Genomic DNA, 25766 nt, shown 5'->3' with positions numbered 1-25766 from the left:
CTTTTTGCAAATGAGAGACCGCACCCATGTTGGCACCCAAGCGCCTCCTGACTGCCCTGGCACTCACCCTGATCGGCAGCACCACCGTGCAGGCCGCCGACGAAGTGGTGGTCTACTCCTCGCGCATCGACGAACTGATCAAGCCGGTGTTCGATGCCTACACCAAAAAAACCGGCGTGCAGGTGAAGTTCATCACCGACAAGGAAGCCCCGCTGATGCAGCGCATCAAGGCCGAGGGCGAAAACGCCACCGCCGACCTGCTGCTCACCGTCGATGCCGGCAACCTCTGGCAGGCTGAGCAAATGGGCATCCTGCAACCGTTCACCTCCCCGGTGATCGACAAGAACATCCCCCTGCAATACCGTTCTTCCAAACACACCTGGACCGGCCTGAGCCTGCGCGCGCGGACCATCGCCTATTCCACCGACCGGGTAAAACCGGGTGACCTCACCACCTACGAAGCCTTGGCCGACAAGCAGTGGGAAGGCCGCCTGTGCCTGCGCACGGCGAAAAAGGTCTACAACCAGTCGCTGACCGCCACCCTGATCGAAACCCATGGCGCGGCCAAGACCGAAGAGATCGTCAAGGGTTGGGTGAACAACCTGTCCACCGACGTGTTCTCCGATGACATTGCCGTGCTGGAGGCCATCAACGCCGGGCAATGCGACGTGGGCATCGTCAACACCTACTACTATGGTCGCTTGCACAAGCAGAAGCCGGACCTGGCGGTAAAACTGTTCTGGCCGAACCAGGGTGACCGTGGTGTGCACGTGAACCTATCGGGCATCGGCCTGACCCAACACGCTCCGCACCCGGAAGCCGCCAAGGCACTGGTGGAGTGGATGACCACGCCTGAGGCGCAGAAGATCTTTGCCGACGTGAACCAGGAATTCCCGGCCAACCCGGCCGTGCCGCCGTCGGCGGAAGTGGCGAGCTGGGGCAAGTTCGTGGCGGACACCTTGCCGGTGGAAGTGGCGGGCAAGCGCCAGGCCGAGGCGATCCGGTTGATGGATCGAGCTGGCTGGAACTAAATTTGTAAAACGCCGCAGATCGAAATGTGGGAGCGGGCTTGCTGTGGTGAGCGGGCTTGCCCCGCGCTGGGCTGCGCAGCAGCCCCCTCCCAGATTCGATTGTGCTGTTTTCAAGCTATTCACTCTCTGAGAACTGACTTTGGCCCACCCCGCCCAACGCCGCTGGTACCTGCCGGTCTTCACCGTCGCCGCCCTGGTGCTGCTGCCGCTGAGTGTGCTGTTGCTGTCCTGGCAAAGTATCGACGCACAAATCTGGTCCCATCTCTGGGAAACCCAGATGCCGCGCCTGCTGGGCAACACCCTGACCCTGGTGTTGGGTGTCGGTGTCGGCGTGACCCTGCTGGGCGTGAGCCTGGCCTGGCTGACCAGCCTCTGTGAGTTCCCCGGTCGGCGTTGGCTCGACTGGGCGTTGATGCTGCCGTTTGCCATTCCTGCGTACGTCCTGGCTTTTGTGTTTGTCGGCTTGCTGGATTTCTCCGGCCCGGTGCAAACCTTGCTGCGCGAATGGTTCGGCAGCGGCTTGAGGCTGCCACGGGTACGTTCCACCGGTGGAGTGATCATCGTGTTGGTGCTGGTGTTCTACCCCTACGTTTACCTCCTGGCGCGCAGCGCATTCCTGGCCCAGGGCAAAGGCCTGATGGAAGCGGCGCGGGTGTTGGGGCAATCGCCGTGGCGAGCGTTCTGGCATGTGGCCCTGCCCATGGCGCGGCCGGCGATTGGGGCCGGGGTGGCCCTGGCATTGATGGAAACCCTGGCGGATTTCGGTGCGGTCTCGGTGTTCAACTTCGATACCTTTACCACAGCCATCTACAAGACCTGGTACGGCTTTTTCAGCCTATCCAGCGCCGCCCAGTTGGCCAGCCTGTTGCTGCTGGTGGTGATGCTGGTGCTGTATGGCGAGCGCCGAGCACGCGGCGCCAGCCGGCCGAGCAACGAGCGGCCACGGGGCAAGGCGCTGTATCACCTGCGCGGGTTCAAGGCGGCGGCGGCCAGTGGTTGGTGTGGGCTGGTGTTCGCCTGCGCTTTTGTCATCCCGATGCTGCAACTGGTCGCCTGGTTCTGGCAGCGCGGTCGCTTCGATCTGGATGAGCGCTACTCCGGCTTGATAGTTCACACGCTTTATCTGGGCGGGATCGCCGCCTTGATCACGGTCAGTGTGGCGCTGGTGCTGGCCTTCGCCAATCGGCTGGCACCGACGCGGTCGATCCGCTCCGGCATTAGCCTGGCCAATGTCGGTTATGCCTTGCCCGGTTCGGTGCTGGCGGTGTCGATCATGTTGGCGTTCAGCTATCTGGACCGTGAACTGGTGGTGCCGTTGTCCGGCTGGCTCGGCGGCGCGGGCAAGCCCTTGCTGTTGGGTAGCCTGTCGGCGCTGGTGCTGGCGTATCTGGTGCGATTCCTGGCAGTGGCCTATGGGCCGCTGGAAAACAGCCTGGCGCGCATCCGGCCCTCGTTGCCGGAGGCAGCGCGCAGCCTTGGCGTCAGCGGCCCGCGACTGTTTTGCAAAGTGTATCTGCCGTTGCTGCTGCCGGGGACCTTGAGTGCAGCGCTGTTGGTCTTCGTCGATGTGCTCAAGGAAATGCCCGCGACCCTGCTGATGCGCCCGTTCGGCTGGGACACGCTGGCGGTGCGGATCTTTGAAATGACCAGTGAAGGCGAATGGGCACGGGCTTCTCTGCCCGCGTTGACACTGGTGCTGGTCGGCCTGTTGCCGGTGATCGGGCTGATTCGACGCTCCGCCCGGCAAATCGGTTAGGTGCCAGTCCTACAGCTTGCGGCTACAATGCGCGGCATTCGGTGCGCTTCGTCTTTCGGAGCGGGTCGCTGGGCGTGGCTGCAGGCCTTGTAATTCAAGGCGTTCAGCACGAACAGTAGCTCCGCGCACCTTCGCCACGCCCGGAAGGAGAAACCCATGGGACAGCGTACGCCTCTGTATGACCTGCATCTCGCCCTCGGCGCGAAAATGGTCGATTTTGGCGGTTGGGATATGCCTCTGCACTACGGCTCGCAAGTTGAAGAACACCATCAGGTGCGACGCGACTGCGGGGTGTTCGATGTATCTCATATGACCGTGATCGATGTCACCGGCCCCCAGGCCAAGGAATGGCTCCAGTACCTGCTGGCCAACGATGTCGAACGTCTGCATGGCTGCGGCCGTGCGTTGTATAGCGCCATGCTCAACGAAAAGGGCGGCGTGGTGGACGACATGATTGTCTACCGCACGCAAGCCGCTTATCGGCTGGTGGTGAATGCTGCTACCCGTGACCAAGACATGGCCTGGATGCACGCGCAACTGGGCAATTACCAGGTGCAGCTGCATGAACGCCCTGAGTTGGCCATGCTCGCCATCCAAGGCCCCCACGCCCGGCAGAAGATCGCCGAGTTGGTCACGCAGTCTCGCAGCACGCTGATTCACCAGCTCAAGCCTTTCGAAGGCCAGGCCGATGGCGATTGGTTTATCGCACGCACGGGTTACACCGGCGAAGATGGACTGGAGATTGTCCTGCCGGCTGATCAGGCGCCGGGCTTTTTCAACGATCTGGTGGGCGCCGGTATTTCCCCCATTGGCCTCGGCGCTCGCGATACTCTGCGCCTGGAAGCCGGTATGAACCTCTACGGCCAGGACATCCATCAGGAGGTTTCGCCGTTGGCATCGAACATGGCCTGGAGCATTGCGTGGGAGCCGGCCGAGCGCAATTTCATCGGCCGCGCCGCGCTGGAAGCGGAAAAAACGGCGGGTGTGCAGTTCAAACTGGTCGGGCTGGTACTGGAAGAACGTGGGGTTTTACGCGCTCACCAGGTGGTTCGTATCGCCAATATTGGCGAAGGGGAGATCACCAGTGGTAGTTTCTCTCCTACGCTGAGCAAATCCATTGCCCTGGCGCGAGTACCGACGGCAACCGCTGATCGGGCCGAAGTGGAAATCCGCGGCAAGTGGTACCCGGTTCGAGTGGTCAAACCGACCTTCGTGCGCCATGGCAAAACCTTGATCTAACCTATTTCCGGCAGGCCAATGGCCGCTGACATTACTTCTTGAGGACACAGATTATGAGCGATATCCCTGCCGACCTGCGTTTTGCCGAAAGCCACGAATGGGCACGCCTGGAAGCTGACGGCACCGTGACCGTCGGTATTTCCGACCATGCTCAGGAAGCGTTGGGTGATGTGGTGTTTGTTGAGCTGGCTGAAGTCGGCGCTACGTTTGAAGCCGAAGGCCAGGCGGGTGTGGTTGAGTCGGTGAAGGCTGCTTCGGATATCTACGCCCCGGTTGCCGGCGAAGTGATTGCAGTCAATGAGGAACTGAGCGGTAGCCCTGAGCTGCTGAACTCCGACCCGTACGGCGCGTGGATCTTCAAGCTCAAGCCAAGCAACCCGGCTGATCTGGAAAAACTGCTGGATGCTGCTGGCTACAAAGCCGCCATCGGCGAGTAAACGCAAAACCCACTGTGGGAGCGGGCTTGCTCGTGAAAGCGGAATGTCAGTCACTGAATGTGTTTCTGATACACCGCTTTCGCGAGCAAGCCCGCTCCCACATTGGATTGTGTCAGCTGTGAGTGCTTAGTTCGCTTTCAGAACCGCTTTCACTGCTGCCACCGACCGCTCCACATCCGCCTCCGTCATCGCCGTGAACATCGGCAACGACACAATCAAACGACCGACTTTTTCCGCCACCGGGAACATGCCTTCCTTGAAGCCCTGTGCCCGATAAAGACTCAGCAGGTGGATTGGCGGGTAGTGATAGCCAATGCCGACGCCGTGGGCCTGCATCTGTTCCATGAAGGTGGCGCGGGCCGGCTGGCCGTCCTGGCGTTCCGGTAGCACCAGTTGGAACAGGTGCCAGTTGCTGTTTTCGAAGTCGGCTGGTGGCAGTTGTGCGCCGTACTTCTCTTCAAAATCACTGCCAAAGCATTTGAAATAGTGCCGCGCCAGGTGCTGGCGATGCGTGGTGATCTGCTCGATATGGGCAAACTGCCCCAAGCCAATGGCTGCGGCGATGTCGGTCATGTTGAATTTGCCGCCCAGCACATCCACATCCAAGCCATCGAAGCCGGTGCGGGTCACGCCTTGCAGGCGATACTTCTCCGCCAGCCGCGCTTCTTCGGCGTTGTTCAAGACCAGGCAACCGCCCTCGGAAGAAGTGATGTTCTTGTTGGCCTGAAAGCTGAACGACACGAAATCACCGGTGGCGCCAATGCGTTGGCCATCCCAGCTCGACCCCAGTGCCTGGGCCGCGTCTTCGACGATGCGCAGGTTGTACTTGTTCGCCAGTGCATACAGCATCGGCATGTCCAGCGGCAGGCCGGCCAGGTAAACCGGGATGATCGCCTTGGTACGTGGGGTAATCGCGGCTTCCAACTGGGCCAAGTCGATGTTGCGGGTGACCGGGTCGATATCGGCAAACACCGGCGTGGCGCCGACTTCCAGGATCACGTTGGCCGTGGCAACCCAGGAGATCGGCGTGGTGATGACTTCATCGCCAGGCCCGATCCCTGCAATGCGCAAGGCAATCTCCATGGTGCAGGTGCCCGAGTTGAAGGTGCGCACCGGCCGGCCGCCAAAGTATTCCGACAGCTGAGCTTCGAATGCCTGCACTTTCGGCCCGCTGGTGATCCAGCCCGAGCGCAGTACATCGCCGACCGCCGCGATGGTGGCTTCATCAATGGTGGGTTTGGAGAACGGCAGGAAGGGCTGTTGGCTCATGACGACGAAGGCATCCGTTTCAGATTGGCGATGAGTAGGCGAGGTATCAGTACCGGCATGGTTGCACGGCTTGACTGAATATAGCCTGTCGCCTGTGAATGAATCGTCACCGTCCGGGCAAAAAAATGCCGCTTCAACAGCGGCATTCTCTACCGGGCTTTATCAGCTGTGAAAGCAGGAATGCTTACGTAGTGCTCAGCCGCGATGATCATAGGAATTGAAGACAAAAAAATACCGCTGTTCAAAGCGGTATTTTTTACTAAACCCGAGTTATTCGGTAACGGCGTTTTTCGCGAGGATGGCGTTGGCCAGCTCCATATCCGTGGCTTGCAGGCCAGGGTTGTCGGCGCGGACTTTCTGCATGGCGGCTTCCAGGTACGGGCCACGGATGCCGCCGTCGCTGGCAACAAAGCTGCCTGCGTCGTCTTGCGCAGCGACCACCAGCTTATGGTCCTTGAAGGTCAGGTACGTCGAGCCGGTAGTGGCGCCCGACGAGATGACATTGCGCCAGAAACTGTCGGCCATGGCTGAACCGACTGGGAGGGAAAGCACAGCAAGGGTTGCGACAGCATATTTGAGACGCATGATGGGTGACTCCGGGTGGGTTATCTGTACTTTATGATTGTAGTTAACCCAACCGAGTTCCATCACTGACTAAACAGTTTCAACCCTTAACACCACACCATCCTGGCCAACCACCCGGACTTGAGCGCCTACGGGACTGTCTGGACCCGTCACCATCCACACGCCGTCACCGACTTTTACCTTGCCCCGGCCATCCACAATCGCTTGATGCACCATGAATGTGCGGCCGATCAATTCCGAACCGCGTTCGTTGAGGCCCGGCTGGTCGCTGGCTTTGGCACTGCTGCGCTGGCGCTTCCACCAATACACGGCTGTCAGGATCGACAACACGGCAAACAACAGAAGTTGCCACTCCAGCCCCAAAGGCGGCACCAGGAACTTGATCACGCCCACGGCTGCCGCGGCGATGCCCATCCACAGCAGGTAACCACCGGCGCCGAATACTTCAAGAATCAACAGGACCGTACCCAGCGCCAGCCAATCCCAAAACGACAGATGCTGCAGGAAATCCCACATGGCGCTGGCCTCAGCCTTTCTTGTTGTCGAACGTTGCCTTGACGATTTCGCCGATACCGCCGACCGCACCGATCACTTGGCTGGCTTCCAGCGGCATCAGGATGACCTTGCTGTTGTTGGCCGATGCCAGCTTGCCCAGCGCATCGATGTATTTCTGCGCGACAAAGTAGTTGACCGCTTGCACGTTGCCCGACGCAATCGCTTCCGACACCACCTGGGTCGCGCGGGCTTCGGCTTCGGCCTGACGCTCACGGGCTTCGGACTCAAGGAATGCCGCCTGTCGGCTACCTTCGGCCTCCAGGATCTGCGCTTGCTTCTTGCCTTCGGCGGTCAGGATTGCCGACGCTCGCAGGCCTTCAGCCTCAAGGATTTGCGCACGCTTGATGCGCTCGGCTTTCATCTGGCCCGACATGGCGGCCATCAGGTCGGCAGGTGGGCTGATGTCCTTGATCTCGATACGGGTGATCTTGATGCCCCACGGTGCGGTGGCTTCGTCCACGGTTTTCAGGAGTTTTTCGTTGATGCCGTCACGCTGGCTGAGCATGGCATCCAGCTCCATGGAACCGAGCACGGTACGGATGTTGGTTTGCAGCAAGTTGCGGATGGCGTGTTCGAGGTTGTTGACCTCGTACGCGGCCTGGGCGGTGTTGACCACCTGGAAGAAGCACACGGCGTCGATCTGCACGGTGGCGTTGTCGGCGGTGATGACTTCCTGGGGCGGGATATCCAGCACGCTTTCCATCACGTTGATCTTGCGACCGATGCGGTCCATGACCGGGATGATTATGTTCAGGCCAGGCTTGAGGGTGTTGGTGTAGCGGCCGAAACGCTCGACTGTCCACTGGTAACCCTGGGGGACGACCTTGAAACCCATGAACAGGATGGCGATGGCCAAGCCCACGAAAAGAAGCAGTACGGTTCCGATCTGCATAGCGATTCCCTATCTGAATGTGTCAGTGAAACGACGTTGGGCCGATTGTAACGGTGTTGTCACCGATAAGAACGGTTTCACTGCTCATCAAACAAAGGATTTGTTACCGAATCCCCAGGTGTCACTCGTAACACTTCCGCCATCGTGGTCAGCCCCGTCTCGACCTTATGCAGGCCAGCCATGCGCAGGCTGCACATACCTTGGGCAATCGCCGCCTGGCGCAAGGCCTGTACATCGGCGCCGGGTGTGATCAGCATCTTGAGCGCTTGGTTCAGCACCATGATTTCGTAAATACCCGCTCGGCCCCGATAACCGCTGTGTCGACATTCCACGCATCCGACCGCCTCATGGACCTCACCCAGCGTCCGCTTGCAGTGAGGACACAGAACCCGCACCAACCGCTGCGCCATCACCCCCAATAACGTGGCCTTGATCAAATAGTGAGCAATGCCCAGTTCTTGCAAACGGCTGATGGCGCTGGGTGCGTCGTTGGTATGTAGGGTCGACAGCACCAGATGCCCGGTCAGTGCGGCCTGGATCGCCATTTCGGCGGTCTCCTGGTCGCGGATCTCGCCAATCATGATGATGTCCGGGTCCTGGCGCAGCAGGGCGCGGATGCCGCTGGCGAAGGTCAGGTCGATGTTGTGCTGCACCTGCATCTGGTTGAACGCCGGCTCGACCATTTCAATCGGGTCTTCCACGGTGCATAGGTTGACCTCCCGGGTCGCCAGTTGCCTGAGCGTGGTGTAGAGCGTGCTGGTCTTGCCCGAACCGGTCGGACCGGTCACCAGGATGATGCCGTGGGTCTGGCGTGTCATGGATTGCCAGCGTTGCTGGTCATCAGCCGACAAACCCAGCTGGTCAAAGCCCTTGAGCAGGACCTGCGGGTCGAAAATCCGCATTACCAGCTTCTCGCCAAACGCCGTGGGCAAGGTGGAAAGGCGCAGCTCAACTTCCACGCCCGCCGGGCTTTTGGTCTTGACCCGTCCGTCCTGGGGCCTGCGTTTTTCTGCCACGTTCATGCGACCCAGGCTTTTCAGGCGGCTGACGACGGCCATCGTCACCTGGGGCGGAAATTGATAGACGTCGTGCAGCAGCCCGTCGATGCGAAACCGCACACGCCCTTGTTCACGGCAGGGTTCGACGTGGATATCACTGGCGCGCTGGGCGAACGCGTACTGCAGCAGCCAATCGACGATATTAACGATGTGCGCGTCGTTGGCATCCGGTTCCTGGTCGCTGGCGCCAAGGTTGAGCAGGTCGACATTGCCAGGCGCCGTGACCTTTTGATCGGCGCTGCTGACGGATTTCGCCAGTCGGTAGAACTCATCGATACAGCGCGTAATGTCCTGGGGATTGGCGACCACGCGTTTGATCGAGCGCTTGAGCACCTGCGCAAGCCCGGCTTCCCAGCTGGTGACATGGGGCTGGGCGCTGGCGATGGTAACGGTTTGCGCATCCACCGCCACCGCGAGGATGGCGTGGCGCTGGGCGAATGCGTGGGACATCAGCGGCACCACTGTCGCCACGTTGATCTTCAACGGGTCGATGCGCAGATAAGGTTGCCTGGCCTGCTGGGCGAGCCATTCGGTCAGGGTTTCCAGGCATGCGCCTTGGGCTGCGATGCTCTCTAGTGGATGCTGGGTGTTGCTGGCCGGCAGCGCCGACAAGCGGTGGGCGAGTTCAGGCGTGATCAGCCGCCCTTCGACCAAAGCCGGCAACAGCTGATGCAGTTCCAATCGTTGATCAACCGGCATGAAGGTTTTCCTGGGTGGCAGTGGGTGTAAATCCCAGGCTAGCCAGCCCCTGAATATCTGCCTCCCAGCGTGTATTGCAGGCTTTTACTGGGCGACCGCCACCACCGCTTGAGGCCCCATGGAGTCAGCCGACCACACATCCAGCGTGCACACGCTGATCAGGTTTCGAATCTTTTCACCGATCACTTGCGCGCGGTGCCAGCTCAGGCCGTCCATCATGATGTCGATGTTCAGCAGATCACCTTCCCGGTTCACCATGACCTGTCGCGGCGTGAGGAATTGCAGCGCGAAATAGTTGAGGACTCGGCACAAAACATCAGGCTCCGCCTCGGCAACGATCCGGTAATGCGCCTGGCAATGAACGCTGGTGACGGCCCACGCATCGACGCGGGTAATAGGGTGGGTGGTTTCAACGGCGTGCATGGGAAAGCTCCAGATTCGACTGAAGAAATTTTTACATTCGCCAACGGAGATTTCTTATCTAAGATGAGGCTTTTTCAGGATTAATCGAATTGATCAATTCAAGACAAGCACCATTTAGGGTATTTATATGCACAGTGAGTTGGACGCCTACGACCGCCGTATCCTGGCCTTGCTGCAGGAGGACGCCTCGCTGTCCAGTGCTCAGATCGCCGAGCAGGTCGGCTTATCCCAGTCACCGTGCTGGCGGCGTATTCAACGTCTCAAGGAAGAGGGGGTAATTCGCGGCCAGGTGACGTTACTGGACCGCAAGAAGATCGGCCTCAACACGCAGATCTTTGCCGAGGTCAAACTCAACGCCCACGGCCGCTCCAACTTCACCGAGTTCACCGACGCGATTCGCGGGTTTCCGGAAGTGCTGGAGTGTTATGTGCTGATGGGGGCGGTGGATTTTCTGTTGCGTATCGTCACCTCGGATATCGAGGCGTACGAGCGGTTTTTCTTCGAGAAGTTGTCGATGGTGCCGGGGATTCAGGAGGTCAATTCGATTGTGGCGTTGTCGGAGATCAAGTCCACCACCAGCCTGCCAGTGTTGCGCTGACAGGCTGGAGGTAGCGATTTTACAGACGCAGCAGCGTCTTCCACGCACGGTTCTGGTACACCGCAATCGCCTGATGCATCCGCGCATCCAGCGACTCATCGGTAATCGGCTGGTTAGCCAGTTGTGCCAACTTGTTGAGCTCGCCGTACAGACGGTCCAGTTCCGGGATGTCCACCACATGACGCGCATGGTGCAGCCAGGCCTGGATGCGTTCGATGCGCGGCAGTTGCTCGGCCAGGTCTTCCGGCTGTTGCTGGTAGCGCGGCAGTTGCAGGGCGACGGCGTCTTCGGCCAGCAGGCGTGGCAGCCAGTTGGTGATTTGTGCAGCGCCCTGGCGGTTGCCACGCACGTTGCGGTCGGCGGTCCAGGTACGGGCCAGCAGCCAGCGTGAAGCGTTTAGTGAGAACAGGCCCCAGCGCACGTCTTCCAGTTCTTCGGCGAACTGTTCCGGCGCGGCTTTGCGGATGTCTTCGTCGTCGTCACCGGCTTGCACCAGTGGGCGCCAGTCTTCCAGCAGGGCATCCAATGCGCTGCGCAGCTCGCTGGTGGATTGACGTGGTGCTGCCTGGCCGAGGCTGCCGACCAAGGCGCGCAGTTCGCCGAGGTTGTCGACCCAATCTTGCAGCAGGCGCCAGTGGCCATTGAAGCGGTATTGCTCGGCCAGGCGTTGGCTGCTGCCCAGCAGGTGCCACATGATCGCGGCGAAGGCATCGTCCAGCGGCATTTCAGCGTGGATCTGCGGCGCCGGCAGGCTCAGGGAGTAGCTGCTGGCGTCGTACAGGCGGTAGCCACGCTCGGCCTTGCTGATATCGCACGGCATCAGGGCCAGGGTGGCGGCCAGTTCGGCGGCCAACTCCAGCAGGGCGGCCGGTTCGCCTTCGCGCAGTTCCAGTTCCAGCTCGCAGATTTCTTCTTTCTGCTTGCCGACCACCACGTGGCCCAGGTCCAGAGCAGCTTCGATGACCACCTTGGCCTTGCCACGGCCCCAGGCGATTTCGGCGCGTTCACGCACGAAGTCGGTGGTGAAGATCGGCTTGAGGGTCTTTTTGTCCAGCTCGGCCAGTTGCTCGGGCCAGCATTCGCCGTCGAGTTTTTTCACGTCGAGCTTGGCTTTGGGCAAGTCCCAATTGTATTCGTTACGTTCCGACAAGCCGGCGACGCTCTGGCCACGTGTCTTGAGAGTCTGGATGATGTCGTCACCGTCCTTGCGCAGGCGCAGGGCGACTTTGGCCTGGGCCAGGTCGCGCTCGGGGGTGTCGAAATACTGGTTCATCAACTCACGGCGTTCCCAGCCACTTTTGTTGCGTTTTTTCAGCAGCGGGTGCTCACGCAGCGCGGCGAGGGTCTCGCGGCTGACGCGAAGCTTGATTTCAGTTTCTTTTTGCATGGCCGGTACATCCAGGATCGGGAGCGCAGCCGGGGAAAAGAGTGGCTGCCAAGGTCGTGCAGTGTACAGGACTGAGCCCGGCAACGTGCCGCAACGGTTTATTGTGTCGTGCAGATGGCTCTATAGTGGGGCTCATCCGGGAAGTCGAGAGGCCGCGCATGCCATTACCGTCCATGAAAGAGCAGTTCGCCGCGCTGATTGCCGCGCCTTCGGTCAGTTGTACCCAGGCGTCTCTCGACCAGACCAACCGCCCGGTGATCGATTTGCTCGCCAGTTGGCTGGGCGACCTGGGTTTCGCCATCGACATTCAACAAGTCAGCCCCGGCAAGTTCAACCTCCTGGCCAGTTACGGCAGCGGCCCCGGCGGGCTGGTGTTGGCAGGCCATAGCGATACCGTTCCCTATGACGCCGCGTTGTGGAAGACCGATCCGCTCAAGCTGACGGAAGTCGACGGTCGTTGGGTAGGACTGGGCAGTTGCGACATGAAAGGCTTTTTCGCCCTAGCCATCGAGGCGGTGCTGCCGTTGTTGGATCAGCCGTTCAAGCAGCCACTGCTGATTCTCGCCACCTGCGATGAAGAAAGCTCCATGTCCGGCGCTCGCGCATTGGCAGAGGCAGGGCGCCCGTTGGGCCGCGCCGCGGTGATTGGCGAGCCAACCGGGCTCAAGCCGATCCGCCTGCACAAAGGCGTAATGATGGAACGCATCGACATTCTTGGCCAAAGCGGCCATTCGTCGGATCCCAGCCTTGGGCACAGCGCCCTCGAAGCCATGCACGACGCCATTGGCGAACTGCGCGGCTTGCGCTTGGCCTGGCAGCGCGAATACCGCAACCCGCAATTCAGCGTGCCGCAACCGACCCTGAACTTCGGCTGCATCCACGGCGGCGACAACCCCAACCGCATCTGCGGTCAGTGTTCCCTGGAGTTCGACCTGCGCCCTCTGCCCGGCATGGACCCGCAAGTGCTGCGCGACGCCATCCGGCAAAAGCTCGTCCCCTTGGCTGAACGCCATCAGGTCAAGATCGATTACTCGCCGCTGTTCCCCGAAGTGCCGCCTTTCGAGCAACCCGAAGATGCCGAACTGGTGCGGGTCGCGGAACGATTGACTGGCCATCGTGCTGAAGCAGTAGCGTTCGGCACCGAAGCGCCTTATCTTCAGCGCCTTGGGTGTGAAACCCTGGTGCTCGGCCCTGGCGACATCGCCTGCGCTCACCAACCCGGCGAGTACCTCGAAATGTCACGCTTGACGCCTACAGTGCGTCTATTGCGGGAACTGATCGACCATTACTGCCTGAAACCTGCATAAATTAACCCCAACCTGTTCGTACATAGAAAGGAGAGTGAGCGTGTCGCCAAGCCTGTTCCGACGATAACCATCAGCCCGCTGTGCGCTTTCACGATTCATCCTTTTTCGGCTGCTTTTTATTACAGGCCCAGGTGTTATGCCCGACTACGTTAATTGGCTTCGTCACGCGTCCCCTTACATCAACGCCCACCGCGACTGCACCTTTGTGGTCATGCTGCCCGGCGATGGTGTGGAACACCCCAACTTCGGCAATATCGTCCACGACCTGGTGCTGCTGCACAGCCTGGGCGTGCGCTTGGTGTTGGTCCACGGTTCGCGGCCACAGATCGAAGTGCGCCTTGAGGCGCGTGGCCTGATCCCGACTTATCACGAAGGCATGCGCATCACTGACGCGGCGACGCTGGAGTGCGTGATCGACGCGGTCGGCCACCTGCGCATCGCCATTGAAGCGCGCCTGTCGATGGACATGGCCTCGTCGCCGATGCAGGGCTCGCGCTTGCGTGTAACCAGCGGTAATTTCGTGACCGCACGCCCCATCGGCGTATTGGACGGCGTGGACTACCACCACACCGGCGAAGTGCGCCGTGTCGACCGCAAGGGCATCAACCGCCTGCTGGACGAGCGCTCCATCGTGCTGCTGTCGCCGTTGGGCTACTCGCCGACCGGTGAAATCTTCAACCTGGCCTGCGAAGACGTCGCCACCCGCGCCGCCATCGACCTGGATGCCGACAAGCTGCTGCTGTTCGGCGCCGACATGGGCCTGCTCGATGAAAACGGTCGCCTGGTGCGCGAACTGCGCCCGCAACAAGTGCCGGCTCACCTGCAGCGCTTGGGCAACAGCAACTATCAGGCTGAATTGCTCGATGCGGCTGCCGAAGCGTGCCGGGGTGGGGTAGGGCGCAGTCATATTGTCAGCTACGCCGAAGACGGTGCCTTGCTTACCGAACTGTTCACCCGGGACGGCGGCGGTACGCTGGTGGCCCAGGAACAATTTGAGCAGGTGCGTGAAGCGGCGATTGAAGACGTGGGCGGCTTGCTCGACCTGATCAGCCCGTTGGAAGAGCAGGGCATCCTGGTGCGCCGTTCGCGGGAAGTGCTGGAGCGTGAGATCGAACAGTTCAGTGTGGTGGAGCGCGAAGGCATGATCATCGCCTGTGCGGCGCTGTACCAGATCGCAGATTCGGACGCAGGTGAGCTGGCGTGCCTGGCGGTGAATCCGGAATACCGTCATGGCGCGCGCGGCGATGTGTTGTTGGAACGCATCCAGGCCCGCGCTCGTGCGCAGGGGTTGAAGACTTTGTTTGTGCTCACCACCCGCACCGCCCACTGGTTCCGTGAGCGGGGGTTTGTGCCGAGTAGCGTGGACCGTCTGCCGTCGGCGCGGGCATCGCTGTACAACTATCAGCGTAATTCGAAGATTTTCGAGAAGGCCCTGTAATCCCCATTCTGTAGGAGTCGGCTTGCCGGCGATGGCGTTTTCAAGGGAGCCATCGCCGGCAAGCCGGCTCCTACAGGGTCAGGGCTTGACGAATTTGTCGGTCACGTACGCTGAATAGTCTGGCAACACTGCCTCAACCTTTCCTTGTTCCTTCAAGAACTTCGCCGTCTCCCCAATCGCCTTCGCCGTGCCGCCTTTAAGCAGCGCGTCAGTTTGCTGTGCCTGCGCATCCGGGAACGTGGTACCGGCTAACAGCTCCGGAATGTCGGCAGCATTTGAACCTGTCAGTTTCGCGATTTTCTGCACCGGCTCGGAGTTCACCGTCCAACCGTCCTTATGGGTCGCATACTCGGCAAACGAATCCAGGGTGACCTTGGCAAACTTGGCCACTACGTCAGGATGTTTTTCCGCGAAATCCTTACGCGCCACCCATACTTCAAAGGTCGGTGCGCCCCACTGACCCACCTGGGCCGCGTCTGTCAGGGTCTTGCCGGTCTTGCGGATTTCGCCCAGAGCCGGCGACCACACGAATGCGCCGTCGATATCGCCGCGTTTCCACGCGGCGGCAATTTCTGCCGGTTGCAGGTTCACCACCTTGACTTGCCTGGTGTCCAGACCCCAGTGCTTCAGCGCGCCGAGCAGGCTGTAATGCGAGGTTGAGACAAATGGCGTGGCGATGGTTTTGCCGATCAGATCCTTGGGTGCGTCAATGTGGCTGCCGTTACGCACCACCAATGCTTCAGAAGTATTGATCTGGGCCGATACGATGAACGCGACGATGGGTAGATTGCGAGAAGCCGCTGCCGCGAGGGGGCTGGAACCGAGATTGCCAATCTGCACATCGCCTGAGGCAATAGCGGTTACGACTTCCGGCCCACTGTTGAACCGGCGCCAGGCGATTTTTTCACCGATGGCCTTCTCATAGAGGCCGTCGGCCTGTGGGACTTTGCTGGGGTCAATGCCGGTTTGGTAGCCGATGGTTAAATCGGCGGCTTTGACACCAAAAGAAAGTATTAGTGACACAAAAACTGTAACAAATTGACGGGAGGATGTGCGTTTGGCCATGATGGCGTCGCCTTTTTGATCGTGGGTGACGTATGCAACAGTACGGCCACACTAATCGATCTAAAAAAGCGCTAACAAATACCCTTTAGGAATTAGCTTATGGAGCGGTTTGTCTACCCAGACTTGTCCGCATCATGGAAAGGCTTATTCCCGAATCGTATGAAAAAGAATGAAACAATTCTTTTTGGGTGTATGAAAAACTCATTACCCTGCAGGGACCAAATCAACTGCGATTAGACGAAGGTAGTAGACACACAAGGTTACGATTGACTTGGTAGTCACTATCTGGCGCTAATCGCGCATCTGTGGATCGAGGGCGTCAGACCCGAGACCAAAGAAATACAAAAATTAGAAATGAGAGGAGCGGTACATGAAGAAGTCCACCTTGGCACTGGCTGTAGCCCTGGGCGCAATCGCTCAGCAAGCAGGCGCTGCCGGTTTCATCGAAGACAGCAAAGTAACACTGGGTCTGCGTAACTTTTACATCAACACTGACAACCGTGACTCCGCTGCTGGCACTGCTGCCAACAAGCGCGCCGGTGTTCAGAGCAAGCAAGAAGAGTGGGGCCAAGGCTTCGACCTGCGCTTCATCTCCGGTTACACCCAAGGCACCGTAGGTTTCGGCCTTGACGCAATCGGCCTGCTGGGTGTTCGCCTGGATTCCGGCGGCGGCACCAACGGCGCCACTGCTTCCTCGTACGGCGGCACTGTGTTCCCGAGCAAGTCCAATGGCGAAGCCGTTGATAACTATTCGAGCCTGGGCCTGACTGCCAAAGCCAAGATCTCCCAGACCGAACTGAAGCTGGGTACTCTGCAGCCTAAACTGCCGGTTATCGTGACCAACGATGGTCGTCTGCTGCCGCAGACCTTCCAAGGTGGCCAGATCACTACCAACGATCTCAACAAAGACCTGACGCTGGTTGCGGGTCAGATCGAAAAAGCCAAAGGTCGTAACTCCAGCAACGTCGACAATCTGTCGATCTCGGGTGCCAACTCCCGTGGCGCCGCCTGGCGTGACAGCAACAAGTTCTACTATGCCGGTGGTGACTACAAGATCACCAAGGATCTGACCGCACAGTACTACTATGGCAACCTGGAAGATTTCTACAAGCAACACTTCCTCGGCCTGACTCACAACTGGGCAATCGGCCCGGGCGTGCTGAAGTCTGACCTGCGTTACTTCAACAGCTCCGACGACGGTAAGAACGGTCACGAATCCGCCTACTTCTCGTCGGGCAACTACAGCGGTGTCAACTCCGGTCGCGGCAAGGTTGATAACAACCTGTACAGCGGTCTGTTCCTGTATACCGTTGCCGGTCACACCTTCGGTGGTGGTTATCAAGTCAGCAACGGTAGCAGTGACTTCCCTTGGTTGAACCAAGGCGACGGTTCGTCCGCTTACCTGACCACTGACATGCAGATCGCCAAGTTCGCCCGTGCTGGCGAACGTACCTGGCAAGCTCGCTACTCCTACGACTTCGCCAAGGTTGGCGTTCCTGGCCTGACCGCTGGTGTTGTGTACCTCAAAGGCACTGACATCGACACCGTCAACGGTAGCCGCGCTGAGTTCACCGGCCAGTCCGAGTGGGAGCGTGACATTACTGTTGCCTACGTTGTGCCAGAAGGTCTGTTCAAAAACGTCGGTGTTGCCTGGAAAAACGCTATGTGGCGCAACGATGTTGCTGCCGCGCGCGATCAAGACGAAAACCGCGTCATCGTAAGCTACACCTACGCGTTCAAGTAACTGCGTAAAACCTTGCCCGGTGCAACACCGGGCAAGGTGTCTTGCTTTCAAGTCGGGCTAAACCCCCGCAAGCCCTTCCTGAACCCCTCTGTGTACAGCGTCTCAAGGCCTTCTCGAACCTTGGAAACGATGGTGCTCCTCGCTTTCGAATACGTCCAATGAACAGATTTTTAATATTCCTTTATCGTCTAGATAAATCGATATTTATTCTTTTTAAATAATCCACAATCCATGCACAGTGGGCTCCATAAGCACTCACCAGGAGCCACACCATGAGCCTAAGACTGGGCGATATCGCCCCCGACTTCGAACAGGATTCCAGCGCCGGCAAAATTCGTTTCCACGAATGGCTGGGCGATAGCTGGGGTGTGCTGTTTTCCCACCCGGCGGACTTCACCCCGGTGTGCACCACTGAGCTGGGCTTCACTGCCAAGCTCAAGGACGAATTCGCCCAGCGCGGCGTCAAGGCCATCGCGCTGTCGGTCGACCCGGTGGACTCGCACCACAAGTGGATCGAAGACATCAACGAAACCCAGAACACTATCGTCAACTTCCCGATCCTGGCCGACGCCGATCGCAAGGTGTCCGACCTCTACGACCTGATTCACCCCAACGCCAGTGACACGCTCACCGTGCGCTCCTTGTTCGTGATCGACCCGAACAAGAAGATCCGCCTGACCATCACCTACCCGGCCAGCACCGGGCGCAATTTCCACGAAATCCTGCGGGTCATCGACTCGTTGCAGCTTACCGACAACCACAAGGTCGCCACGCCCGCCAACTGGCAGGACGGTGATGAAGTGGTGATCGTGCCGTCGCTCAAGGACGAGGAGGAAATCAAGAAACGCTTTCCGAAGGGTTACCGGGCGGTGAAGCCTTACCTGCGGCTCACCCCTCAGCCCAACCGTTGATGCTGATGTCGCTACCGCCGGCAAGTCGGCTCCTACAGGTGATCACATTCCAGTTGTAGGAGCCGGCTTGCCGGCGATGGCGATCGTTCTGAAGAATCACATAGCAGGGGTTTTCAGGCCGTTTTAACGGCCTTTTTTTTCGCCTGGGATTTGATAATTTTTATATGCATTTAAGGAATAAACACATGAAAAAATAAGATTTAAAGATATATGAATCTGCTGATAATGTCTGTTCCATCTTGGCGCCATCGCCACACAGCGAACCGCCGACACCTGCTCAAGGAATTCCTGCATGTTGGTCGTAACACTTGGAGGCAGTCCCAGCCAGCGTTCCCGCTCCGGGGTGTTGCTGGATAAAACCCGTCAGTGGTTGCAAGACAAAGGCGTAGAAGTGGTGAGTTACCAGATACGGGACTTCCCGGCTGAAGACTTGCTGCATGCGCGCTTCGACAGCCCCAAGGTCATCGACCTGCTGCAACAAGTGGCTAACGCTGATGGCCTGGTGATCGCTACGCCGGTCTACAAGGCTTCGTTTTCCGGAGCGCTGAAAACCGTGCTGGACCTGCTGCCCGAACGCGCACTGGCCCACAAGATCGTATTGCCGATGGCGACCGGTGGCAGCATCGCCCACATGCTGGCGGTGGACTACGCCCTGAAGCCGGTGCTGTCGGCGCTGAAGGCCCAGGAGTTGCTCCACGGCATCTTCGCCGAAGACAGCCAGATCGCGTACGGCGAAGGCAGCGCCCAGGCGCAACTGGTGCCGGTACTTGAACACCGTTTGCACGAGGCCCTGGAAACGCTGTATGGCGCCATGGCCCGTCGCCCGAAACCGCTGGACCCTCATGTGTTGAATGAACGTTTGTTGAGTGCTCGCTGGAGCATTTAAGCCACACCGAAATGTAAAAAAACTCACCTTACTCAGCCGCCAACGGCCAAGCAGGTGCAGCCAACCCCCTGAACGCACTATTTGGAGAGAGCGCCATGCGCACTGTCATCTTGCGTCGTGGTCTGGTCGCACTGTTTGCTGCGGCTGTGTCCTTCGGCGTCATTGTTCAAGCTCAAGCCGCCGAGACCCTGCGGATCGGTTATCAGAAGTACGGCACGCTGGTGCTGCTCAAAGCCAAGGGCACCTTGGAGAAACGCCTGGCTGCCCAAGGCGTGAACGTGCAGTGGACCGAGTTTCCTGGCGGCCCGCAATTGCTGGAAGGCCTGAACGTCGGCTCCATCGACTTCGGCGTGACTGGCGAAACCCCACCGGTCTTCGCTCAGGCCGCTGGCGCCGATTTGCTCTACGTGGCCTACGAGCCACCCGCGCCGACCAGCGAAGCGATCCTGGTGCCGAAAGATTCGCCGATCAAATCCGTGTCCGAGCTCAAGGGCAAGAAAATCGTCCTGAACAAAGGCTCCAACGTGCATTACCTGCTGGTGCGTGCCCTGGAAGACGCCGGCCTGAAATACACCGACGTGCAGACTGTGTTCCTGCCGCCCGCCGATGCGCGTGCCGCCTTCGAGCGTGGCAGCGTGGACGCCTGGGTCATCTGGGACCCGTACCAGGCCGCCGCCGAGAAACAACTGCAAGCCCGCACCCTGCGTGACGGTACTGGCATTGCCGACAACCACCAGTTTTATCTCGCGACCAAGCCTTACGCTGAAAAACACCCTGAAGTGGTCAAGGCGCTGATCGAAGAAGTGCGCGCCGTGGGCGAGTGGTCCAAGGCCAACCCGCAGGAAGTGACTGAGCAAGTTGCCCCGCTGCTCGGCCTGCCGGCTGACATCACCCTGACCTCGGTGAAACGCCAAGGCTACGGCGCGCTGTTCCTGACCCCGGAAGTGGTCGCCGCCCAGCAGAAAATCGCCGACAGCTTCTACCAGCTCAAATTGATCCCCAAGCCCTTGAACATCAAGGACGTGATCTGGACACCCCCCGCCGCCGTTGCCAAAGCGCCGTAATCCGACTTCTTCAGGAGACAACTCCATGAGCCTCAATATTTTCTGGTTCCTGCCTACCCACGGCGACGGCCATTACCTTGGCACCGCCGAAGGCGCTCGCGCCGTTGACCACGGATACCTGCAGCAAGTGGCCCAGGCCGCTGACCGTCTGGGTTTCGGCGGGGTGCTGATCCCTACCGGTCGCTCCTGCGAAGACTCGTGGCTGGTGGCCGCCTCGCTGATCCCGGTGACCCAGCGTCTGAAATTCCTGGTCGCCCTGCGCCCCGGGATCATTTCGCCGACGGTGGCGGCGCGTCAGGCTGCGACCCTGGATCGTCTGTCCGGCGGGCGTGCCTTGTTCAACCTGGTCACTGGCGGTGACCCGGAAGAATTGGCCGGTGACGGCTTGTTCCTCAGTCATGAAGAGCGTTACCAAGCCTCGGTGGAATTTACCCGCATCTGGCGCCGTGTGCTGGAAGGCGAAACCGTGGACTACGACGGCGAACACATCAGCGTCAAAGGCGCCAAGCTGCTGTATCCGCCGATCCAGCAACCGCGTCCGCCCCTGTACTTCGGCGGTTCCTCCGAGGCGGCCCAGGACCTGGCGGCCGAGCAGGTGGAGATGGTGCTGACGTGGGGTGAGCCACCGGCAGCGGTTGCGGAAAAAATCGAACAGGTTCGCGCCAAGGCCGCGAAGCTTGGGCGCACCGTGCGTTTCGGCATTCGTTTGCATGTGATCGTGCGTGAAACCAACGACGAAGCGTGGAAAGCCGCCGACAAACTGATCTCCCACCTGGACGATGACACCATCGCCCGTGCCCAGGCTTCCCTGGCGCGGTTCGATTCCGTCGGCCAGCAACGTATGGCGGCGCTGCATGGTGGCAACCGCGACAACCTCGAAGTCAGCCCCAATCTGTGGGCCGGCGTCGGCCTGGTGCGTGGCGGCGCAGGCACCGCGCTGGTGGGCGATGGCCCCACCGTGGCGGAACGCGTGAAGGAATACGCCGCGCTGGGCATCGACACTTTTATCTTCTCCGGTTATCCACACCTCGAAGAGTCATATCGCGTCGCGGAACTGCTGTTCCCCCACCTGGATATCGAACGTCCCGAGTTGCCGAAAAGTGCCGGCTACGTCAGCCCGTTCGGCGAAATGGTCGCCAACGACATCCTTCCCAAAGCTGCGTCGGCGAGCTGAGGCAGCCCATGAACTATGAAAAATTGAGCCATCGGATAGCGCCCTGGGTACTCCCGATTTTGTTACTCGCGGTGTGGCAGTTGTCGGTCTCGGCGGGTTGGTTGTCGACGCGCATTCTGCCAGCGCCGAGTGCCGTAATCGCAGCCGGTGTGCACTTGGTCGCCAGTGGCGAAATCTGGACTCACCTAGCCATCAGTGGCTGGCGTGCGGGTTTGGGCTTCGTGATTGGTGGCAGCATCGGCCTGGCCCTGGGCTTTATCACCGGCCTGTCGAAATGGGGCGAACGCCTGCTGGACAGCTCGGTGCAGATGATCCGCAACGTGCCACATTTGGCGCTGATTCCGCTGGTGATCCTGTGGTTCGGCATTGATGAGACCGCGAAGATTTTCCTGGTCGCCCTCGGCACGCTGTTTCCGATTTACCTCAACACCTACCACGGCATTCGCAACGTCGACCCGGCGCTGGTGGAAATGTCGCGCAGCTACGGCTTGTCCGGGTTCAGCCTGTTCCGGCAGGTGATCCTGCCGGGCGCACTGCCATCGATTTTGGTGGGCGTGCGCTTTGCCCTGGGTTTCATGTGGCTGACGCTGATCGTGGCAGAAACCATCTCCGCCAGCTCCGGTATTGGCTACCTGGCGATGAACGCCCGCGAATTCCTGCAAACCGATGTGGTGGTACTGGCCATCGTCATGTACGCGATCCTCGGCAAGCTCGCGGACCTGGCGGCTCGCGGCCTGGAACGTGTGTGGCTGCGCTGGCACCCGGCGTATCAAGTGAATAAAGGAGGTGCGGCATGACAGCTCAACAACCCCCGCGCCTGCTCAAGGGCATTCCCCTGGCGGTACGCAAGTTGCGCAAGGCCTTTGGCGCGCGCGAAGTGCTCAAGGACATCGACCTGCACATCCCCGCCGGTCAATTCGTTGCGGTGGTCGGGCGCAGCGGTTGCGGCAAAAGTACTTTGCTGCGCCTGCTGGCCGGCCTGGACAAGGCAAGCGGCGGCGAGCTGCTGGCCGGTTCCGCACCGCTGAGCGAAGCCATTGAAGACACGCGGTTGATGTTCCAGGAAGCGCGCCTGTTGCCGTGGAAAAAGATCATCGACAACGTCGGCCTGGGCCTTAAAGGCAACTGGCGCCCCAAAGCGTTGGAAGCCCTGGAAGCGGTCGGCCTGGCTGAGCGCGCCAATGAATGGCCGGCGGCGCTGTCCGGCGGGCAGAAGCAACGCGTGGCCCTGGCCCGTGCGCTGATCCACCAGCCGCGCTTGTTGCTGCTGGATGAGCCGTTGGGTGCGCTGGATGCCTTGACCCGTATCGAGATGCAGCAACTGATCGAAAACCTGTGGCAGAAGCACGGGTTCACCGTGTTGCTGGTGACCCACGACGTCAGCGAAGCCGTGGCGATTGCCGACCGGGTGATCCTGATCGAGGACGGTGAAATCGGCTTGGACCTGATCGTCGACCTGCCACGCCCACGGGCCCGCGGCTCACATCGCCTGGCCGCACTGGAAGCTGAAGTGCTCAACCGTGTGTTGTCCCTGCCGGGGTCGCCGCCGGAACCCGAACCTGTTTCACCGCTGCCTACGCAATTGCGCTGGGCTCAATAACTCACTTGTCCTACGAAGAGAGAACGACATGACTATTAAAGCGATCAACGTGCGTAACCAGTTCAAAGGCACCATCAAGGAAATCGTCGAAGGCGACGTGCTGTCGGAAATCGACGTGCAGACCGCGTCCGGCATCGTGACGTCCGTGATCACCACCCGCTCGGTCAAAGAGCTGGAACTGGTGATTGGCAGTGAAGTGATTGCCTTCGTTAAATCCACCGAGGTGTCGATCGCCAAGTTGTGATTGCACAAGCCACTGTAGGAGCTGGCTTGCCGGCGATAGGCCCTCACGCCTTGCGGTGATGTCGGGAGCGCTATCGCCGGCAAGCCGGCTCCTACAGGTTTTTGCGCTTGGGCAGATACGGCGGCAGGTAAAGCCCCACATACGCATCAAACACCCGCATCCCTTCATCCGCCATGCGCGGCGTGATCAGCCCATGCTGATGCACCGAGCGCGCATACACGCGGTCGCTCAGTTCCAACGCCAAGGCAAACACGTCCACATCGCTGGGCAGTGTCGGCACTTCGAAGTGGCGATTGAACACTTCCAGCATCAGGTTTCCCAACTCCAGATCATGCTGGCGATCCGCCTGGGTCACTTCAGTAAGCCCATGTTGGGCCAGGATCAACTGGCGTGCGGCGGCATCCTGGTCGTAGATGGCGAGCATGCGTTGCTCGACGATGCAGGACAGGTCGCGCCAGTGCTTGAGTGAATCGTGCTCGATGGGCGCCTGGATCGCAGCCCGGAAGGCCGCGTGGACGTCTGCCGTGAGTGCCTCCAGCAAGGCCGGTACGCTGGCGAAGAAGTGATACACCGACGACGGTGGAATCTGCGCACGCTCGGCCACGCTGTAGATCGACAAACCCGCCACGCCTTCGGCCGCCAGCAAGGTGCGGGCGGCGTCGAGGATCGCGTCGATCCGGGCCTGGCTGCGGGCGCGGGGTTTGCGAGGGGCGGCGGGGCGGGTGGTCATGGAGGTCTCCTACAAGGCAGGGGGCATTGTACGCAGAGCCTGAGGATGATCCATACCTAGCGCGGAGGCTTTTGTGGTGAGCGGGCTTGCCCCGCGCTGGGCTGCGAAGCGGCCCCAATAAAAACGCCGCATTCTGTCAGGCAGAATGCGGCGTCTGGTTTTAGGGCGGCTTCGACACCCAGCGCGGAGCAAGCCCGCTCACCACAGCAAGCCTACTCACCGCAGTTACGGCAGCAACCGCTTACACGGTATGCAAGTACCAGTTGTACTCAAGGTCGGAGATGGAGTGTTCGAACTCTTCCAGCTCACTTTCCTTACAGGCGACGAAGATATCGATGTATTTAGGATCGATGTACTTGGCCATCACCTCGCTGTCGTCCAACTCGCGCAATGCATCGCGCAGGTTGTTCGGCAGGCTTTGCTCGTTTTGCTCGTAGCTGTTGCCTTCCACCGGTGCATTAGGCTCGATCTTGTTGGTCAGGCCGTGGTGCACGCCTGCCAGGACCGAAGCCATCAGCAGGTAAGGGTTGGCGTCGGCACCGGCAACACGGTGTTCGATACGTACGGCATCGGACGAGCCAGTCGGTACGCGGATCGCCACGGTGCGGTTATCCAGGCCCCAGCACGGCGAGTTCGGCACGTAGAACTGTGCGCCGAAACGACGGTAGGAGTTGACGTTGGGGCACAGGAACGCCATTTGGGCGGGCAGGGTCTCGAGCACACCGCCGATCGCGTGACGCAATGCGGCGTTCTGCTCGGGATCCTCGCTGGCAAAGATGTTCTTGCCGTCCTTGTCCAGAATGGAGATGTGTACGTGCAAACCGTTGCCTGCCTGGCCTGGGTAAGGCTTGGCCATGAAGGTGGTGTCCATTTCATGGTCGTAGGCGATGTTCTTGATCAGGCGCTTGAGCAGTACCGCGTAGTCGCAGGCCTTGATCGGGTCGGCCACATGGTGCAGGTTCACTTCGAACTGCGCCGGAGCACTTTCCTTGACGATGGCGTCCGCCGGGATGCCTTGCTCTTTGGCACCTTCCAGAATGTCCTGGAGGCAGTCGACGTATTCGTCGAGGTCGTCGATCAGGTAGACCTGTGTCGAGTGCGGGCGTTTGCCGGAGATCGGCGAGCGGGGCGGTTGTGGGCGGCCGTTCACGTTCTCCTGGTCGATCAGGTAGAACTCAAGTTCGAAGGCAGCGCAGATGGTCAGACCGAGGTCGTCGAATTTGGTTACAACTTGGCGGAGCACTTCGCGCGGATCGGCGAAGAAAGGTTCACCTTCAAGTTCGTGCATGGTCATCAGCAATTGCGCGGTAGGGCGCTTTTGCCAAGGTTCATTGCACAGGGTATCGGGGATTGGATAACAGATTCGGTCAGCATCACCGATGTCCAGGCCCAGACCGGTGCTTTCCACCGTAGAGCCGTTGATATCCAGGGCAAATAAAGAGGCAGGCAGGTTAATGCCCTTCTCGTAAACCTTGTGGAGGCTGGTGCGTTCGATGCGCTTGCCGCGCACCACACCATTCATATCCGCAATTAGAAGGTCTACGTACAGAACCTCAGGATGATCCTTAAGGAACGCGTTCGCTTCGTTAAGCTGAACGGCACGCGGGGGTACCGACATGATGCAACACCTTTGTTGTTAAAAATATCAATCATTGATCTTTTCTGGTTTCAGTC

Annotated in this window: 25 protein-coding genes; 15 read left to right on the top strand and 10 right to left on the bottom strand. The window is 59.8% G+C overall.

What is annotated here, in order from left to right; all coding sequences use genetic code 11:
* The first annotated feature begins 26 nt into the window (after nucleotides 1–26).
* From U367_RS0120395 to gcvH, 4 genes are all read left to right on the top strand, one after another.
* On the top strand, nucleotides 27–1031 hold the full coding sequence (locus U367_RS0120395; RefSeq protein ID WP_028618388.1) for an extracellular solute-binding protein: 1005 nt from the start codon (nucleotides 27–29) through the stop codon (nucleotides 1029–1031).
* A gap of 139 nt (nucleotides 1032–1170) precedes the next feature.
* Complete coding sequence (locus U367_RS0120390; protein ID WP_028618387.1) at nucleotides 1171–2787, top strand: ABC transporter permease; 1617 nt, start codon at nucleotides 1171–1173, stop codon at nucleotides 2785–2787.
* A 156-nt stretch (nucleotides 2788–2943) separates the two neighbouring features.
* Complete coding sequence (gene gcvT, locus U367_RS0120385; RefSeq protein ID WP_028618386.1) at nucleotides 2944–4026, top strand: glycine cleavage system aminomethyltransferase GcvT; 1083 nt, start codon at nucleotides 2944–2946, stop codon at nucleotides 4024–4026.
* Between the two features lie 53 nt (nucleotides 4027–4079).
* Complete coding sequence (gene gcvH / locus U367_RS0120380; protein WP_028618385.1) at nucleotides 4080–4463, top strand: glycine cleavage system protein GcvH; 384 nt, start codon at nucleotides 4080–4082, stop codon at nucleotides 4461–4463.
* A gap of 126 nt (nucleotides 4464–4589) precedes the next feature.
* Here the strand turns inward: gcvH and U367_RS0120375 are convergent, their stop codons facing one another.
* The 6 genes from U367_RS0120375 to U367_RS0120350 form a co-directional block, all read right to left on the bottom strand.
* Nucleotides 4590–5732, bottom strand: coding sequence for a DegT/DnrJ/EryC1/StrS family aminotransferase (locus tag U367_RS0120375; protein ID WP_028618384.1), 1143 nt, complete (start codon nucleotides 5730–5732; stop codon nucleotides 4590–4592).
* Nucleotides 5733–6002: 270 nt separating this feature from the next.
* Entirely contained in the window at nucleotides 6003–6317 is a 315-nt protein-coding gene (locus tag U367_RS0120370; protein ID WP_003176799.1) for a DUF2388 domain-containing protein, read from the bottom strand.
* Nucleotides 6318–6386: 69 nt separating this feature from the next.
* Nucleotides 6387–6833 (bottom strand): NfeD family protein, encoded by a 447-nt coding sequence (locus U367_RS0120365; protein ID WP_016978979.1) that lies wholly within the window; start codon nucleotides 6831–6833, stop codon nucleotides 6387–6389.
* Nucleotides 6834–6843: 10 nt separating this feature from the next.
* Nucleotides 6844–7764, bottom strand: a complete 921-nt coding sequence (locus U367_RS0120360) for an SPFH domain-containing protein (protein ID WP_010207363.1) — start codon at nucleotides 7762–7764, stop codon at nucleotides 6844–6846.
* Nucleotides 7765–7841: 77 nt separating this feature from the next.
* Nucleotides 7842–9521 (bottom strand): GspE/PulE family protein, encoded by a 1680-nt coding sequence (locus tag U367_RS0120355; RefSeq protein ID WP_028618383.1) that lies wholly within the window; start codon nucleotides 9519–9521, stop codon nucleotides 7842–7844.
* An 84-nt stretch (nucleotides 9522–9605) separates the two neighbouring features.
* On the bottom strand, nucleotides 9606–9944 hold the full coding sequence (locus U367_RS0120350; protein WP_028618382.1) for a hypothetical protein: 339 nt from the start codon (nucleotides 9942–9944) through the stop codon (nucleotides 9606–9608).
* Nucleotides 9945–10071: 127 nt separating this feature from the next.
* On the opposite strand from U367_RS0120350, the gene U367_RS0120345 reads away from it, so the two are divergent.
* Nucleotides 10072–10542 carry an Lrp/AsnC family transcriptional regulator gene (locus tag U367_RS0120345; RefSeq protein WP_010207358.1) on the top strand — a complete coding sequence of 157 codons (471 nt, stop codon included), beginning with the start codon at nucleotides 10072–10074 and terminating at the stop codon, nucleotides 10540–10542.
* Nucleotides 10543–10561: 19 nt separating this feature from the next.
* Here the strand turns inward: U367_RS0120345 and U367_RS0120340 are convergent, their stop codons facing one another.
* On the bottom strand, nucleotides 10562–11929 hold the full coding sequence (locus tag U367_RS0120340; protein WP_028618381.1) for a CYTH domain-containing protein: 1368 nt from the start codon (nucleotides 11927–11929) through the stop codon (nucleotides 10562–10564).
* Nucleotides 11930–12087: 158 nt separating this feature from the next.
* Between U367_RS0120340 and argE the strand changes: the two genes are divergently transcribed.
* Both argE and argA read left to right on the top strand, forming a co-directional pair.
* The gene (argE, locus tag U367_RS0120335; protein WP_028618380.1) at nucleotides 12088–13236 is read left to right on the top strand and encodes an acetylornithine deacetylase; all 1149 of its coding nucleotides are present in this window, start codon (nucleotides 12088–12090) and stop codon (nucleotides 13234–13236) included.
* A gap of 136 nt (nucleotides 13237–13372) precedes the next feature.
* The gene (argA, locus tag U367_RS0120330; protein ID WP_028618379.1) at nucleotides 13373–14674 is read left to right on the top strand and encodes an amino-acid N-acetyltransferase; all 1302 of its coding nucleotides are present in this window, start codon (nucleotides 13373–13375) and stop codon (nucleotides 14672–14674) included.
* Nucleotides 14675–14752: 78 nt separating this feature from the next.
* On the opposite strand, the gene tauA is transcribed toward argA, so the two are convergent.
* Complete coding sequence (gene tauA, locus U367_RS0120325; protein ID WP_028618378.1) at nucleotides 14753–15739, bottom strand: taurine ABC transporter substrate-binding protein; 987 nt, start codon at nucleotides 15737–15739, stop codon at nucleotides 14753–14755.
* Between the two features lie 370 nt (nucleotides 15740–16109).
* Here tauA and U367_RS0120320 point away from each other — a divergent pair, with 370 nt between their 5' ends.
* The 8 genes from U367_RS0120320 (at nucleotide 16110) to U367_RS0120285 (ending at nucleotide 23362) form a co-directional block, all read left to right on the top strand.
* Nucleotides 16110–17483, top strand: coding sequence for an OprD family porin (locus tag U367_RS0120320; RefSeq protein WP_028618377.1), 1374 nt, complete (start codon nucleotides 16110–16112; stop codon nucleotides 17481–17483).
* 272 nt (nucleotides 17484–17755) lie between these two features.
* Nucleotides 17756–18394, top strand: a complete 639-nt coding sequence (locus tag U367_RS0120315) for a peroxiredoxin (protein ID WP_016978988.1) — start codon at nucleotides 17756–17758, stop codon at nucleotides 18392–18394.
* A 292-nt stretch (nucleotides 18395–18686) separates the two neighbouring features.
* Nucleotides 18687–19280, top strand: a complete 594-nt coding sequence (gene ssuE / locus U367_RS0120310; RefSeq protein WP_015886424.1) for an NADPH-dependent FMN reductase — start codon at nucleotides 18687–18689, stop codon at nucleotides 19278–19280.
* Between the two features lie 95 nt (nucleotides 19281–19375).
* The gene (locus tag U367_RS0120305; RefSeq protein WP_028618376.1) at nucleotides 19376–20344 is read left to right on the top strand and encodes a sulfonate ABC transporter substrate-binding protein; all 969 of its coding nucleotides are present in this window, start codon (nucleotides 19376–19378) and stop codon (nucleotides 20342–20344) included.
* Nucleotides 20345–20369: 25 nt separating this feature from the next.
* Nucleotides 20370–21518 carry an FMNH2-dependent alkanesulfonate monooxygenase gene (ssuD, locus tag U367_RS0120300; RefSeq protein WP_028618375.1) on the top strand — a complete coding sequence of 383 codons (1149 nt, stop codon included), beginning with the start codon at nucleotides 20370–20372 and terminating at the stop codon, nucleotides 21516–21518.
* Nucleotides 21519–21526: 8 nt separating this feature from the next.
* The gene (ssuC, locus tag U367_RS0120295; protein ID WP_028618374.1) at nucleotides 21527–22315 is read left to right on the top strand and encodes an aliphatic sulfonate ABC transporter permease SsuC; all 789 of its coding nucleotides are present in this window, start codon (nucleotides 21527–21529) and stop codon (nucleotides 22313–22315) included.
* Nucleotides 22312–23118 carry an aliphatic sulfonates ABC transporter ATP-binding protein gene (gene ssuB, locus U367_RS0120290; protein WP_016978995.1) on the top strand — a complete coding sequence of 269 codons (807 nt, stop codon included), beginning with the start codon at nucleotides 22312–22314 and terminating at the stop codon, nucleotides 23116–23118. Before ssuC ends, ssuB begins: the two co-directional genes overlap by 4 nt.
* Before the next feature lie 28 nt (nucleotides 23119–23146).
* Nucleotides 23147–23362, top strand: a complete 216-nt coding sequence (locus U367_RS0120285) for a TOBE domain-containing protein (RefSeq protein ID WP_003213899.1) — start codon at nucleotides 23147–23149, stop codon at nucleotides 23360–23362.
* Nucleotides 23363–23453: 91 nt separating this feature from the next.
* On the opposite strand, the gene U367_RS0120280 is transcribed toward U367_RS0120285, so the two are convergent.
* Nucleotides 23454–24092 carry a TetR/AcrR family transcriptional regulator gene (locus U367_RS0120280; RefSeq protein ID WP_028618373.1) on the bottom strand — a complete coding sequence of 213 codons (639 nt, stop codon included), beginning with the start codon at nucleotides 24090–24092 and terminating at the stop codon, nucleotides 23454–23456.
* A 241-nt stretch (nucleotides 24093–24333) separates the two neighbouring features.
* Nucleotides 24334–25710, bottom strand: a complete 1377-nt coding sequence (locus tag U367_RS0120275) for a glutamine synthetase family protein (protein ID WP_003195252.1) — start codon at nucleotides 25708–25710, stop codon at nucleotides 24334–24336.
* Nucleotides 25711–25766 lie beyond the last annotated feature (56 nt).

The sequence above is a fragment of the Pseudomonas canadensis genome (assembly GCF_000503215.1).
Classification (GTDB): Bacteria; Pseudomonadota; Gammaproteobacteria; order Pseudomonadales; family Pseudomonadaceae; genus Aquipseudomonas; species Aquipseudomonas canadensis.
Note: the sequence above shows the minus strand (reverse complement) of the source record. Positions and strands in the feature narration are given on the sequence as shown.

Excerpts from the sequence above, each read along its gene's own strand:
- U367_RS0120395 (WP_028618388.1), top strand. The coding sequence starts at position 27 with ATGTTGGCACCCAAGCGCCTCCTGACTGCCCTGGCACTCACCCTGATC.
- U367_RS0120280 (WP_028618373.1), bottom strand. The coding sequence starts at position 24,092 with ATGACCACCCGCCCCGCCGCCCCTCGCAAACCCCGCGCCCGCAGCCAG.
- U367_RS0120320 (WP_028618377.1), top strand. The coding sequence starts at position 16,110 with ATGAAGAAGTCCACCTTGGCACTGGCTGTAGCCCTGGGCGCAATCGCT.
- U367_RS0120355 (WP_028618383.1), bottom strand. The coding sequence starts at position 9,521 with ATGCCGGTTGATCAACGATTGGAACTGCATCAGCTGTTGCCGGCTTTG.
- ssuC (WP_028618374.1), top strand. The coding sequence starts at position 21,527 with ATGAACTATGAAAAATTGAGCCATCGGATAGCGCCCTGGGTACTCCCG.
- U367_RS0120365 (WP_016978979.1), bottom strand. The coding sequence starts at position 6,833 with ATGTGGGATTTCCTGCAGCATCTGTCGTTTTGGGATTGGCTGGCGCTG.
- U367_RS0120370 (WP_003176799.1), bottom strand. The coding sequence starts at position 6,317 with ATGCGTCTCAAATATGCTGTCGCAACCCTTGCTGTGCTTTCCCTCCCA.
- U367_RS0120285 (WP_003213899.1), top strand. The coding sequence starts at position 23,147 with ATGACTATTAAAGCGATCAACGTGCGTAACCAGTTCAAAGGCACCATC.
- U367_RS0120315 (WP_016978988.1), top strand. The coding sequence starts at position 17,756 with ATGAGCCTAAGACTGGGCGATATCGCCCCCGACTTCGAACAGGATTCC.
- argE (WP_028618380.1), top strand. The coding sequence starts at position 12,088 with ATGCCATTACCGTCCATGAAAGAGCAGTTCGCCGCGCTGATTGCCGCG.
- U367_RS0120305 (WP_028618376.1), top strand. The coding sequence starts at position 19,376 with ATGCGCACTGTCATCTTGCGTCGTGGTCTGGTCGCACTGTTTGCTGCG.
- tauA (WP_028618378.1), bottom strand. The coding sequence starts at position 15,739 with ATGGCCAAACGCACATCCTCCCGTCAATTTGTTACAGTTTTTGTGTCA.
- U367_RS0120345 (WP_010207358.1), top strand. The coding sequence starts at position 10,072 with ATGCACAGTGAGTTGGACGCCTACGACCGCCGTATCCTGGCCTTGCTG.
- gcvT (WP_028618386.1), top strand. The coding sequence starts at position 2,944 with ATGGGACAGCGTACGCCTCTGTATGACCTGCATCTCGCCCTCGGCGCG.
- ssuE (WP_015886424.1), top strand. The coding sequence starts at position 18,687 with ATGTTGGTCGTAACACTTGGAGGCAGTCCCAGCCAGCGTTCCCGCTCC.
- U367_RS0120360 (WP_010207363.1), bottom strand. The coding sequence starts at position 7,764 with ATGCAGATCGGAACCGTACTGCTTCTTTTCGTGGGCTTGGCCATCGCC.
- U367_RS0120275 (WP_003195252.1), bottom strand. The coding sequence starts at position 25,710 with ATGTCGGTACCCCCGCGTGCCGTTCAGCTTAACGAAGCGAACGCGTTC.
- U367_RS0120350 (WP_028618382.1), bottom strand. The coding sequence starts at position 9,944 with ATGCACGCCGTTGAAACCACCCACCCTATTACCCGCGTCGATGCGTGG.
- gcvH (WP_028618385.1), top strand. The coding sequence starts at position 4,080 with ATGAGCGATATCCCTGCCGACCTGCGTTTTGCCGAAAGCCACGAATGG.
- ssuB (WP_016978995.1), top strand. The coding sequence starts at position 22,312 with ATGACAGCTCAACAACCCCCGCGCCTGCTCAAGGGCATTCCCCTGGCG.
- ssuD (WP_028618375.1), top strand. The coding sequence starts at position 20,370 with ATGAGCCTCAATATTTTCTGGTTCCTGCCTACCCACGGCGACGGCCAT.
- U367_RS0120375 (WP_028618384.1), bottom strand. The coding sequence starts at position 5,732 with ATGAGCCAACAGCCCTTCCTGCCGTTCTCCAAACCCACCATTGATGAA.
- U367_RS0120340 (WP_028618381.1), bottom strand. The coding sequence starts at position 11,929 with ATGCAAAAAGAAACTGAAATCAAGCTTCGCGTCAGCCGCGAGACCCTC.
- argA (WP_028618379.1), top strand. The coding sequence starts at position 13,373 with ATGCCCGACTACGTTAATTGGCTTCGTCACGCGTCCCCTTACATCAAC.